Consider the following 17853-nt stretch of genomic DNA (forward strand, 5'->3'; position numbering starts at 1 on the left):
AAGGGGGAGCAGGGTTCAACTGCCGGTGGCTTCAGCCTGCGTGAGGGACGACAGGGCCCGGCGCAGGTGCTCGACGACAGGTCCGAGGTGCGGGTCCTGCATCAGCTCGTGGTGTCCACCGGGGACGTCGTGCACCTGGAGGCCCCCTCGCACGAGCGGCTCCCAGCCTCGGTGGCGCGGAGTGCCTGCGGCGACGGTGCTGGCGCTCAGGAGGAGGGCGGTGCCGTCGTACGGCTGGGGGACGTACTTCTCGTGGGCGAAGAGGTTGGCCCGGAAGACGTTGAAGAGGGCGCGCAGTTGGGCTGGGCCGGAGTGCGCGTCGAGGATTCGCGCCCGGAGTCCTTCCTGGAGCAGGTGGCCCAGCATCGCGTCGTCGTCGTGTGCCAGCACATCGTCCGGGACGGAGAGGTGCTGACCGAAGGCGGTGGCGGTGGCATGGGCGAAGGCGAGCCGCGCGCGGGACTCCGCGTCGAGCTGCGTCTCGGTTTGGGCGGGCTTCGTCAGGCCATGGAGGTGGGCATCAATGAGGGCGAGCAGGTCCACGGCTTCACCGGCCTCGCGCAGCCTGCGGGCCATCTCGTAGGCGATGACGCCGCCGAGAGACCAGCCTCCGAGCTGGTAGGGGCCATGGGGCTGCACGGTGCGGATGGCTTCGAGGTAGAGGGTGGCCATCTCTTCAATCGACTCAGCGACGGGCCGTCCGTCGAGGCCCCGCGACTGGAGGCCGTAGACGGGCAGTGAGGGGCCGAGGCGGCGCGCCAGCTCCGAGTAGGCCAGGACGTTGCCGCCACCAGGGTGGACGAGGAAGAGGGGCCGGTGCCCGGGCTTGCCGCGCTCCAGCGGGACGAGGGGCGTCCAGGCCTGGGAGTCGTCGCGAAGCACCTGGGCGAGCTGCTCGACGGTGGGCTGCTGGAAGAGGACGGAGAGGGGAATCGACTGGCCCAGGCGCTCGCGCACGGCGGCGACCATGCGCACGGCGAGCAGGGAGTGGCCGCCCAACTCGAAGAAGCTGGAGCGGACGCCGACGGAGGGGACGCCGAGGACGTCCTCCCAGATGCGGGCGAGCTGCATTTCGAGCGCGTCGCGAGGCGCGACGAAGTCCCGTGCTTCGACGGAGTGGGCGTCGGGCTCTGGCAGGGCCTTGCGGTCCACCTTGCCGTTGGCGTTGAGGGGCAGGGCGTCCAGCACCATGACGGCCGAGGGCACCATGTACTCGGGCAGGTGCTGCTTGAGGCCTGCCTTGAGCGCGTCCGCGTCCAGCGAGTGGCCTTCGCGCGCGGTGACGTAGCCGATGAGGCGCTTGTCCGCGTCCGTGCCGCGCGCCACGACGATGGCCTCGTTGACGCCGGTGCAGGCGCGCAGGGCGGCTTCGATTTCGCCCAGCTCGATGCGGAAGCCGCGCACCTTCACCTGGAAGTCGACGCGGCCCAGGAAGTCGAGCGTGCCGTCCTCCTTCCAGCGAGCCTTGTCGCCCGTACGGTAGAGGCGCTCGCCCGGAGTGGAGGCGAAGGGGTGGGGGACGAAGCGCTCCGCGGTCAGCTCGGGGCGATTCAGGTAGCCCCAGGCCAGACCCTGGCCACCCACGTACACCTCACCCGCGACACCCACGGGCACTGGATGCAGGTGCGCGTCGAGCACGTACACCGTCGAGTTGGAGAGAGGCCGGCCAATGGGGACGGCGCCTTCCACGCGCGTGCCGTGCTGCATGGCGAAGGTTGTAGAGAAGGTGGTGTTCTCCGTGGGTCCGTAGCCATTGATGAAGGTGGCGCCTTCCGGGAGACGCGCGAGGTGTTCGCGCACACGGGCGGCAGGCAGCACGTCGCCACCGGCGAGGACCTGTCGCACGCCCGCGAGCGCTTCGCCCTGGTGCAGGGCCATCTGCTCGAAGAGGGCGGCGGTGAGCCAGAGTGACGTCACGCGGTGGTGACGCAACTGGGCGGCCAGTTCCTCCAGGGAGAGGGAGTGCGGCGGAGCGAGGACGAGCTTCGCGCCGTGCAGCAGCGCGCCCCAGATTTCGAGCGTGGACGCGTCGAATGCAACGGGTGCGAACTGCAGCCAGACTTCGTCCGCGCCGAAGCGCATGAAGGTGCTGCCGAGCACCAGCCGCGTGATGCCCCGGTGGGGTACGCAGACACCCTTGGGGCGACCCGTGGAGCCTGACGTGAACATCACGTAGGCCAGGGCTTCACCCTCCACGCGAACATCCGGCGCATGCTTGGGCCGCGCGGCAATCTCCGCGGACTGGGCATCCAGCCAGACGCGGGTGCCAGTGGCGGGGAGCAACGAAGCGAAGGGCTGGTGCGCGAGCGTCACGCTGACGTCCGCATCCTCCATCAGCATGGCGATACGCTCCACGGGTGCATTGCGGTCCACGGGAACGAAGGCCGCGCCCACCTTGAGGATGGCGAGGAGCGCCGTCACCAACTCGAAGGAGCGCTCGACAGCGAGGCCGACGCGCGCACCCGGGGCAATGCCCAGGGCCAGCAGGTGATGGGCCAGTTGGTTCGCGCGTGAATCCAACTGGGCGTACGTCAGCGAATCATCCCCCAGCACGAGAGCGACAGCGTGAGGCGTACGCTGAGCCTGCTGGGCGAAGTGCACGTGGACGGGGACCTCCGTCGGGCTGGTTGCGACGGTGTCGTTCCACTCGACGAGGACACGCTGACGCTCCTCGCTGGAGAGGAGGGACAGCCCGGCCATGGATTGCTCGGGCTTCGCGGCCACGGCCTCCAGCAGCGTGCGCAGGTGGGCGGCCATCCGCTCCACGGTGCTCTGCTTGAAGAGAGCGGTGCTGTACTCCAGCGTGCCTCGCAGGCCGTCGGACGTCTCCGTGAAGAAGACGCTCACGTCGAACTTCGACGTCGACTGAGTAGATTCCAATGCGCGGAGACGGAGCTCTGGCAGCCGTACGTCCTCCGTGGGCACGTTCTGGAGCGCGAGCAGCGTCTGGAAGAGCGGCGTGTGGCTGAGGCTGCGCGTCGGCTGGAGGACCTCCACCAGCTTCTCGAAGGGCACCTCCTGGTGCTCGTAGGCCTCCAGCACCGTGGCGCGCACCTGCTGGAGCAGCGACCGGAAGGACTGGCCTTCATCCACCTTCGCGCGCAGGACGAGCGTGTTGACGAAGAAGCCAATGAGGCCCTCTGTCTCCGCTCGCGTGCGGCCCGCGATGGGCGAGCCCACGCTGATGTCCTGCTGGCCCGTGTAGCGCGCAAGCAGGCCCTGCCATGCAGCCAGCAGCACCATGAAGAGCGAGCCGCCTTCCCGGTGGGCCAGACTCCGGAGCGCTTGCGTCAGCTCCCGCGACAGGGTGAAGCCGAGAGTCGCGCCCGCGTTGCTCCGGACGGCCGGGCGGGGGAAGTCGGTGGGCAACTCCAGTACGGCAGGGGCGCCGGAGAGCTTCTGCTCCCAGTAGGCCACTTCCTGCCGCAGCGCCTCACCCGAAAGTGTGCGGCGCTGCCAGTCGGAGTAGTCCGCGTACTGCACGGGAAGGGCAGGCAGGGGCGACGGCTGCCCAGCGGAGAAGGCCGCGTAGAGCGTGGTGACTTCACGCACCAGCACGCCCAGCGACCAGCCGTCGGAGACGATGTGGTGCATCGTGACGACGAGGACGTGCTCGTGCCCAGAGAGCTTGAAGAGCAGCGTGCGGAGGAGCGGCCCGGTGCGCAGGTCGAAGGGCCGGCGCATCTCCATGTCCACCAGACGCCGCGCTTCGGACTCGCGCTGCGTCTCCGGCACGTCCGTGAGGTCCACGAGTCCCAGGGGCAGCGGATGGTCAGGATGGATGAGTTGGACCGGTTCGCCGTCCACCTGGGCGAAGGTGGTGCGCAGGGCGTCATGTCGGTGCACGACCTCCTGCAGGGCACGCTCCAGTACGTCCATGCGCAGGTGGCCCTCCAGCCGGACGGCGACAGGCACGTTGTATAGAGGGCTGCCCGGTTCGAGCTGATCAATGAGCCACAGCCGCTGCTGGGCGAAGGACAGCGGCAGCGGACCGTCATGCGAGACGCGGGTGAGCGGGGAGGTGTTCGTGCGGGTGAGTCCCGAGAGACGAACCGCGAGTGCCTCCACGGTGGGCGACTCGAAGAGCGCGCGCAGGGGCAGTTCCACGCTGAACTCCGCCCGCACGCGCGACACCACCTGGGTGGCCAGCAGCGAGTGGCCCCCCAGTTCGAAGAAGGAGTCCTTCACGCCCACCTGGGGCAGACGCAGGACTTCGGCCCAGATGGAGGCCAGCTTCGCTTCGACCTCCGTGCGGGGCGCTTCGTAGGTGTTACCGGACTGAGGCGCCTCCGGCTCCGGCAGGGCCTTGCGGTCGACCTTGCCGTTGGAGTTGAGAGGCAGGGCCTCCAGCACCACGAAGGTGGTGGGGACCATGTACTCAGGGAGGCCCTGACGCAGGTGCGTCTTGAGGGCTTCCACTTCCAGCGAGGCATTCGCCTTGGGCGTGACGTAGGCGACCAGCCGCTTGTCGGCGGCCTCACCCTTGGCGACGACGACGGCGTCCTTGAGTCCCGGAGCACGGCGGAGGGCGGCTTCGATTTCGCCCAGTTCGATGCGGAAGCCACGCACCTTCACCTGGAAGTCGATGCGGCCGAGGTACTCCAGCCGCCCGTCGAGGCGGTACCGGACACGGTCGCCCGTGCGGTACATGCGGCCACCAGGAGGACCGTAGGGCTCCGGCACGAAGCGCTCTGCGGTCAGGTCCGGGCGCAGCAGGTAGCCACGAGCCTGACCTTCGCCCGCGAGGTACAGCTCGCCCGCGACACCCACGGGCACCGGCTGCAACGAAGCATCCAGCACGTAGGCCCGCGTCGCGGGCAGCGGCCTGCCAATTAGGGGCACTTCGTCACGGCCGACGAGAGACGCGGTGGAGTAGGTGGTGTCCTCGGACGGGCCGTAGAGGTTGAAGAGCTTCTCCACGGTGGGCACCGCGTACACCTGCCTCGCGAGCGTTTCGGGCAGGGCTTCGCCCGCGAGGTTGATGACACGCACGGAAGGCGGCACCGCGCCCAGGCGCAGCAGTTGCGCCATGGCGGAGGGCACGGTGTTGACGAGGGTGACGTGCGAGGCCGTAGGCAGCTCCGCCAGGTGCAGGGCGTTGCGTGCCACTACCACCGCGCCCCCGCTGCTCAACGGAGCGAAGAGCTCGAAGACGGAGAGGTCGAAGTTGAGGCTCGTCGCGGCGAGGGTGCCCTTCAACTCCTCGGGGGTAAACGTCTCCAGGGCCCAGTGGAGGAAGGAGACGGCGTTGCCGTGGGAGATGGCGACACCCTTGGGACGGCCCGTGCTGCCGGAGGTGTAGATGAGGTAGGCGAGGTGGGCCGGGTGGATGTCCACCGTAGGCGCCGTGGTGGGTTGCTTCACCAGCTCCACGTCCGAGTCGAGGCACACGGGCGTGGCGCTGGTTTCGGGCAGGGCCTGCAGAAGGTGCGAATGCGCCACGAGGGCAGGCCCCTGGGCGTCCTCCAGCAGCCAGCCCAGGCGCTCACGCGGGTAACTGGGGTCCAGCGGCACGTAGGCACCACCGGCCTTGAGGATGCCGAGGGCTCCGATGATGAGGTCCTCGGTACGCTCGACGCACAGGCCGACGCGGACTTCGGGCCCGACGCCCAGGCCGCGCAGACGGTGCGCGAGCTGGTTGGCCTTCGCGTCCAGCTCCCGGTACGTCAGCCGCCGCTCGGGCGTGATGACTGCCACGGCATCCGGCGTGCGGCGCACCTGGGCTTCCACCATCGCGGGGATGCTGCGCTCACGCACCACCTGCGAGGCAGGCGGGTTCCATTCGACCAGGAGCTGCTGGCGCTCGGCATCCGTGAGCAGCGGCAGGTCGCCAAGCTTCGTGTCCGGCTTCTTCGCGATGGCCTCCAGCAGCACGCCGAAATGGCCCGCCATGTGCTGGATGGTCGCCGCGTCGAACAGGTCCGTCGCGAAGTCGAACGAGCCGACGAAGCCGTCCGGGCCCTCGCGCAGACCCAGGGAGAGGTCGAACTTGGCGAAGTGGGCTTCCAGCGGGAGGGCCTGGAAGGACAGCCCTGGCAGGCGCAGCGCCTCGGTGGGCGTGTTCTGCAGGACGAACATGGCCTGGAACAGCGGGCTGCGGCTCAGGTCGCGCGTGGGCTGCACGGCTTCCACGAGCTTCTCGAACGGCAGGTGCTGATGGTCATAGGCCGCGAGCGTCGTGCCTCGGACCTGGGTCAGCAGCTCCCGGAACGTCGCGCGCGGATTGAGTTGGGCGCGCAGGACGAGCGTGTTGATGAAGAAGCCGATGAGGCCTTCGGTCTCCGCCTGCGTGCGGCCCGCGATGGGCGTGCCCACGCTGATGTCATCCTGCGCGGAGTAGCGCGACAGCAGCACCTGGAAGGCCGCCAGCAACGTCATGAACGGCGTGGCGCCTTCCCGCTGTGAGAGGGCCTTGAGGCCATCCGCGACGCGCTTGGGAATGCGCACGTCCACCGAGTCGCCCCGGTGCGACTGCACGGGCGGACGCGGGTGGTCCGTGGGCAGCTCCAGCGCCGGGGGCGCCCCGGAGAGCTGCTGCTTCCAGTAGTGGATTTGCGCGTCCAGCGCCTCTCCCTGGAGCCAGTTTCGCTGCCACGCCGCGAAGTCCGCATACTGCACGGGCAGCGGCGGGAGCGAGGGCGACCGGCCCGTGGAGAAGGCCGCGTAGAAGGTCGCCACTTCCCGGACGAGGACGCCCATGGACCAACCGTCGGAGACGATGTGGTGCATCGTCACCAGCAGCAGGTGGGAGTCCTTGGCCAACCGTACCAGTGTGCTGCGCAGCAGCGGGCCCCTGGCCAGGTCGAACGGCCGTCGTGCTTCCTCGTCGGCCATCCGCCGCGCCTCTTCTTCCCGGAGTGCTTCAGGCCGGGCGGAGAGGTCCACGAGTGGCAGCGCCCAACCGCAGGGCGCATGGACCGTCTGGATGGGCTGGTCCTGGTGCTGGTGGAAGGTGGTGCGCAGGGCCTCGTGGCGCTGGATGAGCGCTTCGAAGGCACGGCGCAGCGACTCCACGTCCAACTGCCCCGAGAGCTGGAGCGCCGTGGGGATATTGTACGACGCGTCCCCAGGCTGGAGCTGATCCAGCAGCCACAGCCGCTGCTGCGCGAAGGACAATGGCCGCGGGCCGTCCGCGTGCATCTGGGTGGGCGCGGGCAGGTGGCGGTTCGGCGTGGCCGTCTGGAGCCGCTCCGCGAGCGTGGCGACCGTGGGGGACTCGAAGAGGACCCGCAGCGGCAGCTCCACGCGGAACGTGGCGCGCACGCGCGAGACGAGCTGGGTGGCCAGCAACGAGTGGCCGCCGAGCGCGAAGAAGTCGTCGTGGACGCCTACGCGCTCCACGCGCAGCACCTGCGTGAAGAGGGCCGCGAGCTGCTCCTCGGCGGGGGTGCGCGGTGCGACGTAGGTGGAAGCGAGCGCGGAGCCCTGGGGGGCGGGCAAGGCCTTGCGGTCCACCTTGCCGTTGGTGTTGAGCGGCAGCGCTTCCAGCACCAGGAACGCGGAAGGCACCATGTACTCGGGCAGGTGCTGCTTGAGGAAGGTGCGCAGCTCGGTGGAGTCCAGGGACTCTCCCGCCTCGGGGACGAGATAGGCGACGAGCCGCTTGTCTCCGGGCACATCCTCGCGGGCGAGGACGACGGCTTGATGCACGGCGGGATGGCCCAGCAGGCGGGACTCGATTTCACCCAGCTCGATGCGGAAGCCGCGCACCTTCACCTGGAAGTCGGCGCGGCCCAGGTAGTCGAGCATCCCGTCCGCGCGCCAGCGCACCACGTCGCCGGTGCGGTAGAGGCGGGCACCCGGGGTGGAGGAGAAGGCATCCGGGATGAAGCGGTCCGCCGTCAACTCCGGGCGGTTGAGGTAGCCGCGCGCGACGCCCTCACCGCCGATGAAGAGCTCACCGGCGACGCCAATGGGCACGGGGCGCAGCGTGCGGTCCAGGACGTAGACGCGCACGTTGGGAAGGGGCCGGCCGATGGTGGGCGTGGGGGAGGCGTCGAAGGCGCAGGCGGTGGCGTCGACGGTGCACTCGGTGGGGCCATAGACGTTGAAGACGCGGGGGCGCGGGGCCTGGGCGAGGTGGCGCCAGGTGGCGGGGTCCACGGCTTCACCGCCGACGAGGACGCGGTGGGGAACTGCCGTGCGCTCCAGCAGGCCTTCATCCACCAGCAGGCGCAAGTGGGCCGGAGAGCAGTCGAGGACGTCGAGAGCGTCCTGGCCAATGCGGTTGACGAGCTCGCCGACGTCGGCGCGGGCCTCGTCGGGGACGATGCAGAGGGTATGGCCATCGAGGACCTGGATGAGCTGCTTGACGGAGGCGTCGAAGGAGAGAGGCGCATTGACGCTGACGCGCTCCCCCAGCCGGGCGTCCGCGTGCACCGTGGAGGCGAGGGCGACGCGCAGGTTGAGCACGGAGCGGTGCTGAATCATCACGCCCTTGGGACGGCCGGTGCTGCCGGAGGTGTAGATGATGTAGGCGAGGTGCTCCGGCGTGACGGACGTCACCGGGGGGGCGTGGGACTCAAGAGCAAGGTCCGCGGCGTCGGAGTCCAGGCAGAGGGTGTGCGCGGAGTGCGGAGGCAGTGAGTCGCGCAGGCGCTGCTGGGTGAGGACGACGGGAGCCCCGGTGTCGGTGAGGACGTGGGCAAGCCACTCGCGGGGGTAGCTGGGGTCGATGGGGACGTAGGCGCCGCCAGCCTTGAGGGTGCCGAGGATGCCGACGAGGGCTTCCACGGAGCGCTCCACGCAGAGCACGACGCGCACGTCGGGGCCAACGCCCCGCTTCACCAGCCGGTGGGCCAGTTGATTCGCACGCGTGTCCAACTCCCGGAAGGTGAGCTGCTCCTCGCGGCAGATGACGGCCAGGGCGTAGGGCGTGCGAAGGGCCTGGGCGCTGAAGGCCTCATGGAGGCAGAGGTCGCGGGGGAACTCCGCGTTGGGCCCATTCCAATCCACAAGGAGCTGCTGGCGCTCCGGCGCGGTGAGCAGCGGCAAGCTCGCGAGCGTCGAGTCCGGCTGGGCGGCGATGGCCTCCAGCAGCACGCCCAGGTGTCCGGACATGCGATGGGCCGTCGACGCGTCGAAGAGGTCCGTCGCGTACGTCAGCAGTCCGACGAAGCCCTGGGGGGACTCGCCGAGCGTCAGCGTGAGGTCGAACTTGGAGGACCGCGTGTCCACCGGGACGCTCTGGAAGGACAGCCCGGACACGCGGAGCGTCTCCGTGGGCGCGTTCTGCAGGGAGAACATCGCCTGGAAGAGGGCGCTGCGGCTCAGGTCGCGCACGGGGTGGAGGACCTCCACCAGCTTTTCGAAGGGCAGGTGCTGATGCTCGTAGGCAGCGAGCGTCGTGCGGCGCACCTGGGCGAGGAACTCACGGAACGTCGCGCGCGGATCCACCTGGGCGCGCAACACCAGCGTGTTGACGAAGAAGCCGATGAGGCCCTCGGTCTCCGCCTGCGTGCGACCCGCGATGGGCGTACCCACGCTGATGTCGTCCTGCGTGGAGTAGCGCGCCAGGAGCAACTGCCACGCCGCGAGCAGCAGCATGAAGGGCGTCGCGCCTTCATCCTGGGCCAGGGCCTTCAGGGACTGCGAGATCTCCAACGGGATGCGCACGTCCACCGTGGCGCCCCGACGTGACTGCACCGGCGGACGCGGGCGGTCCGTGGGCAGCTCCAGCGCGGAAGGTGCCCCACCCAACTGCTTCTTCCAGTAGCCCAACTGCGCATCCAGCGCTTCGCCCTGGAGCCAGCCTCGCTGCCACACGGCGAAGTCCGCGTACTGCACGGGCAGCGGCGGGAGCGACGGCCACTGGCCCATGACGAAGGCTTCGTAGAAGGCCGCTGCCTCCCGGACGAGCACGCCCATGGACCAGCCGTCGGAGACGATGTGGTGCATCGTCACCAGCAGCAGGTGCGAGTCCTGTCCCAGCCGCACCAGCGTGCTGCGCAGCAACGGGCCCGCGGTGAGGTCGAACGCACGCCGGGCCTCCGTGGCCGCCACGCGCTGGGCCTCCTCTTCCCGCCGCGATTCAGGCAGGGACGTCAGGTCGATGAGGGGCAGCTCCCAGCCAGCAGGCTCCTGGATGCACTGCGACGGCTCCTCCTCCGACGTGGAGAGCGTGGTGCGCAGTGATTCGTGGCGCTCCACCAGCGCTTCGAAGGCGCGGCGCAACGACTCCACGTCCACCGGGCCCGTCAGCCGCAGGGCGGTGGGGATGTTGTACGAGATGTCTCCCGGCTGGAGCTGATCCAGCAGCCAGAGCCGCTGCTGGGCGAAGGACAGCGGAATGGCGCCTTCGCGCGGCATGGGCCGCAGCGGCGGCGCGCGGAGCCCGGCGGACCGGGCCTCCTCGAGCTTCGGCGCGAGGCCTTCGACCGTGGGCGCCTCGAAGAGCGCCCGCAGCGGCAGCTCCACTCGGAACGTGGACCGCACGCGCGAGACGAGCTGGGTGGCCAACAGCGAATGGCCTCCCATGGCGAAAAAGTCGTCCCGCACGCCGATGCGCTCCACCCGGAGGACCTCGGCGAAGAGGGTGGCGAGCTGCTCCTCGGCGGCGGTGCGCGGCGCGACGAAGACGGTGCTCCGAGGCGTGTTCCCCGGCTCCGGCAGGGCCTTCCTGTCCACCTTGCCGTTGGCGTTGAGGGGCAGCGCGTCCAGCACCACGAAGGCCGACGGCACCATGTACTCCGGCAGCCGCTGCTTGAGGCCTGCCCGGAGCGTGTCCGGGGTCGGCGAATGGCCCTCGCGCGCGGTGACGTAGCCGATGAGGCGCTTGTCCGCGCCGGTGCCCCGCGCCACGACGACCGCTTCATTCACGCCAGCGGTGGAGCGCAGCGCGGTCTCGATCTCGCCCAGCTCGATGCGGAAGCCACGCACCTTCACCTGGAGGTCGACGCGGCCCAGGAAGTCGAGCGTCCCGTCCTCCCTCCAGCGCGCCTGGTCGCCCGTGCGGTAGAGGCGCTCGCCCGGAATGGACGCGAAGGGGTGGGGGATGAAGCGCTCCGCGGTCAGGTCCGGGCGGTGCAGGTAGCCCCAGGCCAGGCCCTGGCCCCCCACGTACACCTCGCCGGCAATGCCCACGGGCACCGGGTGCAGGTGCGCGTCGAGCACGTAGACGGTGGAGTTGGAGGGCGGCCGGCCGATGGGGATGGCGCCTTCCACGCGCGAGCCATGGCCCATGGCGAAGGTGGTGGCGAGGGTCGTGTTCTCCGTGGGGCCGTAGGCGTTGTGGAAGCTCGCGCCCTCGGGGATGCGGGTCAGGTGCTCCCGCACGCGGTCCGCGGGCAGCACGTCGCCACCGGAGAGGATCTGCCGCACGCCCGCGAGCGCTTCACCCTGGTGCAGGGCCATCTGCTCGAAGAGCGCGGTCGTCAGGAACAGCGTCGTCACGCCGTGGTGGCGCAACTGCGCGGCCAGATCCTCCAACGAAAGCGAGTGCGGCGGAGCGAGGACGAGCTTCGAGCCATTCAACAGCGCGCCCCAGATTTCGAGCGTGGAGGCGTCGAAGGCGATGGGGGCGACCTGGAGCCAGACCTCGTCCGCGCCGAAGCGCATGAAGGTGCTGCCGAGCACCATCCGCGTGATGCCCCGGTGCGGAATGCAGACGCCCTTGGGGCGGCCGGTGCTCCCGGAGGTGAACATCACGTAGGCCATGGCCTCGCCGTCCACGCGGACGTCGGGGGCGTGGGTCGGCCTGGTGGCGATGACGTCGCGCTGCGCGTCCAGCCAGACGCGGGTGCCGGTGGCGGGCAGCAGGGACGCGAAGGGCTGGTGGGTGACGACGAAGTGGACGTCCGCGTCCTCCAGCAGGGACGCGATGCGCTCCACGGGCGCGTTGCGATCCACGGGGACGTAGGTGGCCCCCACCTTGAGGATGGCGAGGAGCGCCGCCACCAGCTCGAAGGACCGCTCGACGGCGAGGCCGACCCGCGCACCCGGCTGGATGCCGAGGTCGCGCAGGTGGTGCGCCAACTGGTTCGCGCGCGCGTCCAGTTGGGCATAGGTCAGCGAGGCCTCTCCCAGGACGAGGGCGATGGCCTCGGGCGCGCGCTGCGCCTGCCGGGCGAAGTGGACGTGGACGGGGACGTCCGTGGGACTGGCGACGGTGGTGTCGTTCCACTCCACGAGGATGCGCCGCCGCTCCTCGCTGGAGAGGAGGGACAGGTCGGCCACGGACTGCTCGGGCCTGGCGGCCACGGCCTCCAGCAGCGTGAGCCACTGGCGGGCCATCCGCTCCAGGGTGCCGCGCTTGAAGAGGGCGGTGCTGTACTCCAGCGACCCCACGAAACCCTGGGGCGAGTCCTGCATCGCCAGGTTGAGGTCGAACTTGGCGGAGCGCCCTTCGGTGACGACCTGCTGGAAGGTGAGGCCGCGGACGCGCAGGTCTCCGGCCGGCGCGTTCTGGAGGGCGAACATCACCTGGAACAGCGGGCTGCGGCTCGCGTCCCGTACGGGCTGGAGGACCTCCACCAGCTTCTCGAACGGAAGGTGCTGGTGTTCGTAGGCCGCGAGCGTCGTGCCGCGCACCTGGGCCAGCAACTGACGGAAGGAGTCCTCCGGCGCCACGCGCGTACGCAGGACGAGCGTGTTGACGAAGAAGCCGATGAGGCCCTCGGTCTCCGCCTGCGTGCGGCCCGCGATGGGCGAGCCCACGGTGATGTCGTCCTGCGCGGAGTAGCGCGACAGGAGGACCTGGAATGCCGCCAGCAGCACCATGAAGGGTGTGGCGCCCTCACGCTGCGCCAGGGCCTTGAGCGCCTCGGACGTCTCCTGGGGAATCCGCACGGAGACGGCCGCGCCCTGGTGGGACTGGATGGCCGGCCGCGGATGGTCGGTGGGCAGCTCCAGCGCGAACGCCGCGCCCGCGAGCTGCTGCTTCCAGTAGCCCAGTTGCGCGTCCAGCGCCTCGCCCTGGAGCCACTGGCGCTGCCGCTCCGCGAAGTCCGCGTACTGCACCGGCAGCGGGGCCAGCGTGGGCGTCTGGCCGGAGGTGAAGGCCTCGTAGAAGGCCACCAGCTCGCGGACGAGCACGCCCATGGACCAGCCGTCGGAGACGATGTGGTGCATCGTCACGAGCAGGAAGTGGTCCTCCTCCGCCAGCCGCACCAGCGTCGTGCGCAGGAGCGGCCCGCGCTCCAGGTGGAAGGGCTGGTTCGCCTCCTTGGCGATCCGGCGCTGGGCCTCGGCTTCGCGCTGCGCGTCGGGCAGCGCGGACAGGTCCACGAGCGGCAGCGTCCACGCGTCCGGCAGGTGGATGTGCTGCGTGGCCTGCCCTTCATGCTCATGGAAGGTGGTGCGCAGGGATTCGTGTCGCGCGACCAGGGACTCGAAGGCGCGGCGCAGCGACGCCACGTCCACCGGGCCCTTCAGCCGGAGCGCCGAGGGGATGTTGTACGACGCATCCCCCGGCGTGAGCTGATCCAGGAACCAGAGCCGCTGCTGGGCGAAGGAGAGCCGAATTGCTCCCGTGCGCGAGGCGGGCCGGAGCGGAGGCGTCCCCCGGGCCGCCGCGGGCCGCGCGTCCGCGAGCTTCAGCGCGAGGGCGGCCACGGTCGGTGCATCGAAGAGGGTCCGCAGGGGCAGCTCCAGCCCGAGCGTGGCCCGCACGCGCGAGACGAGCTGGGTGGCCAGCAGCGAGTGGCCTCCCAACGCGAAGAAGTCATCATGGAGGCCCACCCGCTCCACCCGGAGGACTTCGGAGTAGAGCGCCGCCAACTGCTTCTCGGTGGCGGTGCGCGGTGCGACGTAGGCGGCGGCGCGCGTGCTCTCCTCCGGCTCCGGCAGGGCCTTGCGGTCCACCTTGCCGTTGGAGTTGAGGGGCAGGGCGTCCAGCACCATGACGGCCGACGGCACCATGTACTCGGGCAGGTGCTGCTTGAGTCCTGCCTTGAGCGCGTCCGTGTCCAGCGAGTGGCCTTCGCTCGCGGTGACGTAGCCGATGAGGCGCTTGTCCGCGTCCGTGCCCCGGGCCACGACGATGGCCTCGTTGACGCCGGTGGCGGAGCGCAGCACGGCTTCGACTTCGCCCAGCTCGATGCGGAAGCCGCGCACCTTCACCTGGAAGTCGACGCGGCCCAGGAAGTCGAGCGTGCCGTCCTCCCGCCAGCGGGCCTTGTCGCCCGTGCGGTAGAGACGCTCGCCCGGCGTGGAGGCGAAGGGATGGGGGACGAAGCGCTCCGCGGTCAGCTCGGGACGATTCAGGTAGCCCCAGGCCAGGCCCTGGCCACCCACGTACACCTCACCGGCGACACCCACGGGCGCAGGGCACAGGCTCGCGTCGAGCACGTAGACGGTGGAGTTGGAGAGCGGCCGGCCGATGGACACCGAACCGCCCACCACCGAATCGCGGTGCATGGCGAAGGTGGTGGAGAAGGTGGTGTTCTCAGTGGGTCCATACCCATTGAGGAGCGTCGCGCCTTCCGGGAGACGCGCGAGGTGTTCGCGCACACGGGCGGCGGGCAGCACATCCCCACCGGCGAGGACCTGGCGCACGCCCGCGAGTGCTTCACCCTGGTGCAGGGCCATCTGCTCGAAGAGGGCGGCGGTGAGCCAGAGTGACGTCACGTGGTGGTGACGCAACTGGGCGGCCAGTTCCTCCAACGACAGGGAGTGCGGCGGGGCGAGGACGAGCTTCGCGCCGTGCAGCAGCGCGCCCCAGATTTCGAGGGTGGACGCGTCGAAGGCAACGGGTGCGAACTGCAGCCAGACTTCGTCTGGCCCGAAGCGCATGAAGGTGCTGCCGAGCACCAGTCGCGTGATGCCTCGGTGGGGCACGCTGACGCCCTTGGGACGGCCCGTGGAGCCCGACGTGAACATCACGTAGGCCAGGGCTTCACCCTCCACGCGGACCTCTGGCGCATGCGTGGGCCGCGCGGCGATCTCCGCGGACTGGGCATCCAGCCAGACGCGGGTGCCGGTGGAGGGCAGGAGTGAAGCGAAGGACTGGTGAGCGAGCGTCACGCTGACGTCCGCGTCCTCCAGCAGGGCTTCGATGCGCTCCACGGGCGCGTTGCGGTCCACGGGGACGAAGGCCGCGCCCACCTTGAGGACGGCGAGGAGCGCGGTCACCAACTCGAAGGAGCGCTCGACGGCGATACCGACGCGTGCACCGGGAGCGATGCCCAGGGCCCGCAGGTGGTGCGCCAACTGGTTCGCGCGCGCGTCCAGTTGGGCATACGTCAGCGTCGCGTCGCCCAGTACCAGCGCCATCGCGTCAGGCGTGCGCTGGGCCTGCCGGGCGAAGTGGACGTGGACGGGGACCTCCGTCGGGCTGGCGACGGCGGTGTCGTTCCACTCGACGAGGACGCGCTGGCGCTCCTCGCTGGAGAGGAGGGACAGCCCGGCCACGGGCTGCTCGGGCTTCGCGGCCACGGCCTCCAGGAGCGTGCGCAGATGGCTGCCCATCCGCTCGATGGTGCTCCGCTCGAAGAGGGCGGTGCTGTACTCCATCCAGCCGGTGAACCCCTGCGGTGAGTCCTGCAACGTCAGGGTGAGGTCGAACTTGGCGGAGTGGCCCTCGGCGACGACCTGCCGGAAGGTGAGGCCTGGAACGCGCAGCGCTTCTCCAGGGGCGTTCTGGAGGACGAACATCACCTGGAACAGCGGGCTGCGGCTCGCGTCCCGCACGGGCTGGAGTACCTCCACCAGCTTCTCGAAGGGCACGTGCTGATGCTCGTACGCCGCGAGCGTCGTGCCGCGCACCTGGGCCAGCAACTGACGGAAGGAGTCCTCCGGTGTCACGCGCGCACGCAGGACGAGCGTGTTGACGAAGAAGCCGATGAGCCCTTCGGCTTCCGCCTGGGTGCGGCCCGCGATGGGCGAGCCCACCGTGATGTCGTCCTGGCCCGAGTAGCGCGACAGGAACACCTGCCAGGCCGCGAGCAGCACCATGAACGGCGTGGCGCCCTCACGCTGTGCCAGTGCCTTGAGCGCCTCGGACGTCTCCTGGGGAATCCGCACGGCGTGGGTCGCACCCGCGTGGGACTGGATGGCCGGGCGGGGATGATCCGTGGGCAGCTCGAGCGTGGCCGGAGCCCCCGATAGCTGCTGCTTCCAGTAACCCAGTTGCGCGTCGAGCGTCTCGCCCTGGAGCCAGTCGCGCTGCCACGCCGCGAAGTCCGTGTATTGCACAGGCAGCGGGGCCAGCGCGGGCGCCTGACCGGTGCTGAAGGCCTCGTAGAAGGCCACCAGCTCACGGACGAGCACGCCCATGGACCAGCCGTCGGAGACGATGTGGTGCATCGTCACGAGCAACAGGTGTTCTTCCGCCGTCAGCCGCACGAGCGCGGTTCGCAGCAGCGGGCCGTTCCTCAGGTCGAACGGTTGACGTGCATCCGCTTCGACCTTCCGCTGGGCCTCGGCCTCGCGCTGCGCGTCGGGCAGCATGGACAGGTCGATGAGCGGCAACGCCCACGTGCCGGGCGGATGGATGTGCTGGGTGGCCTGCCCTTCGACGTCGCGGAAGGTGGTGCGCAGGGCGTCGTGCCGAGCCACCAGCGCCTCGAAGGCGCGGCGCAGCGACTCCACGTCCACCTGCCCCGTCAGCCGGAGCGCCGTGGGGATGTTGTAGGACGCGTCCCCCGGCGTGAGCTGATCCAGGAACCAGAGCCGCTGCTGAGCGAAGGAAAGGGGTTGAGGCCCATCCGCCTGGGTCCGGGTGAGCGGGGGGAGGCGGAGGCTCGGCGTCTGGGATTGGAGGCGTTCTGCGAGCGCGGCCACGGTGGGCGCCTCGAAGAGGGCCCGCAGCGGCAGCTCCATGCGGAACGTGGCGCGCACGCGCGAGACGAGCTGGGTGGCGAGCAACGAATGGCCGCCGAGGGCGAAGAAGTCGTCGTGGACGCCCACGCGCTCCACGCGCAGCACCTGCGTGAAGAGGGCCGCGAGCTGCTCCTCGGTGGGGGTGCGCGGTGCGACGTAGGTGGAGGCGAGCGCGGTGCCTTGAGGCGCGGGCAGCGCCTTGCGGTCCACCTTGCCGTTGGTGTTGAGCGGCAGCGCTTCCAGCACGAGGAGCGCGGAGGGGCGCATGTGCTCGGGCAAGAGCTGCTTGAGCCAGTCCCTGAGGGCCTCGGGCGTGGGTGCGGCTTGCGTACCCTCCGGAGGCACCACGTACGCGACGAGCCGCTTGTCGCCGGGGATGTCCTCGCGAGCCAGCACCACGGCGGCGTGCACCTGGGGATGCTTGAGGAGGACAGCTTCGATTTCGCCCAGCTCGATGCGGAAGCCGCGGACCTTCACCTGGAAGTCGGCGCGGCCCAGGTAGTCGAGCATCCCGTCCGCGCGCCAGCGCACCACGTCGCCGGTGCGGTAGAGGCGGGCACCCGGGGTGGAGGAGAAGGCATCCGGGATGAAGCGGTCCGCCGTCAACTCCGGGCGGTTGAGGTAGCCGCGCGCGACGCCCTCACCGCCGATGAAGAGCTCACCGGCGACGCCAATGGGCACGGGGCGCAGCGTGCGGTCCAGGACGTAGACGCGCACGTTGGGCAGGGGGCGACCGATGGTGGGCGAGGCAGAGGCGTCGAAGGCGCAGGCGGTGGCGTCGACGGTGCACTCGGTGGGGCCGTAGACGTTGAAGACGCGGGGGCGCAGGGCCTGGGCGAGGTGGCGCCAGGTGGCGGGGTCCACGGCTTCCCCTCCGACGAGGACGCGGTGGGGGACGGCCGTGCGCTCCAGCAGGCCTTCATCCACCAGCAGGCGCAGGTGGGCCGGAGAGCAGTCGAGGACGTCCAGCGCATCCTTCTCGATGCGGTTGACGAGCTCGGCGACGTCGGCGCGGGCCTCGTCGGGGACGATGCAGAGGGTATGGCCGTCGAGGACCTGGATGAGCTGCTTGACGGAGGCGTCGAAGGAGAGAGG

1 protein-coding gene is annotated in these 17853 nt (G+C 70.2%); it reads right to left on the bottom strand.

The annotated features are described in order from the left end of the window. Nucleotides 1-15 precede the first annotated feature (15 nt). A partial coding sequence (locus K8612_RS18015) for a non-ribosomal peptide synthetase (protein ID WP_223763153.1) occupies nt 16-17853 on the bottom strand: 17838 nt, incomplete at its 5' end.

Origin of the sequence: Corallococcus sp. AS-1-6 (assembly GCF_020037015.1) — a bacterium.
Classification (GTDB): domain Bacteria; phylum Myxococcota; class Myxococcia; order Myxococcales; family Myxococcaceae; genus Corallococcus.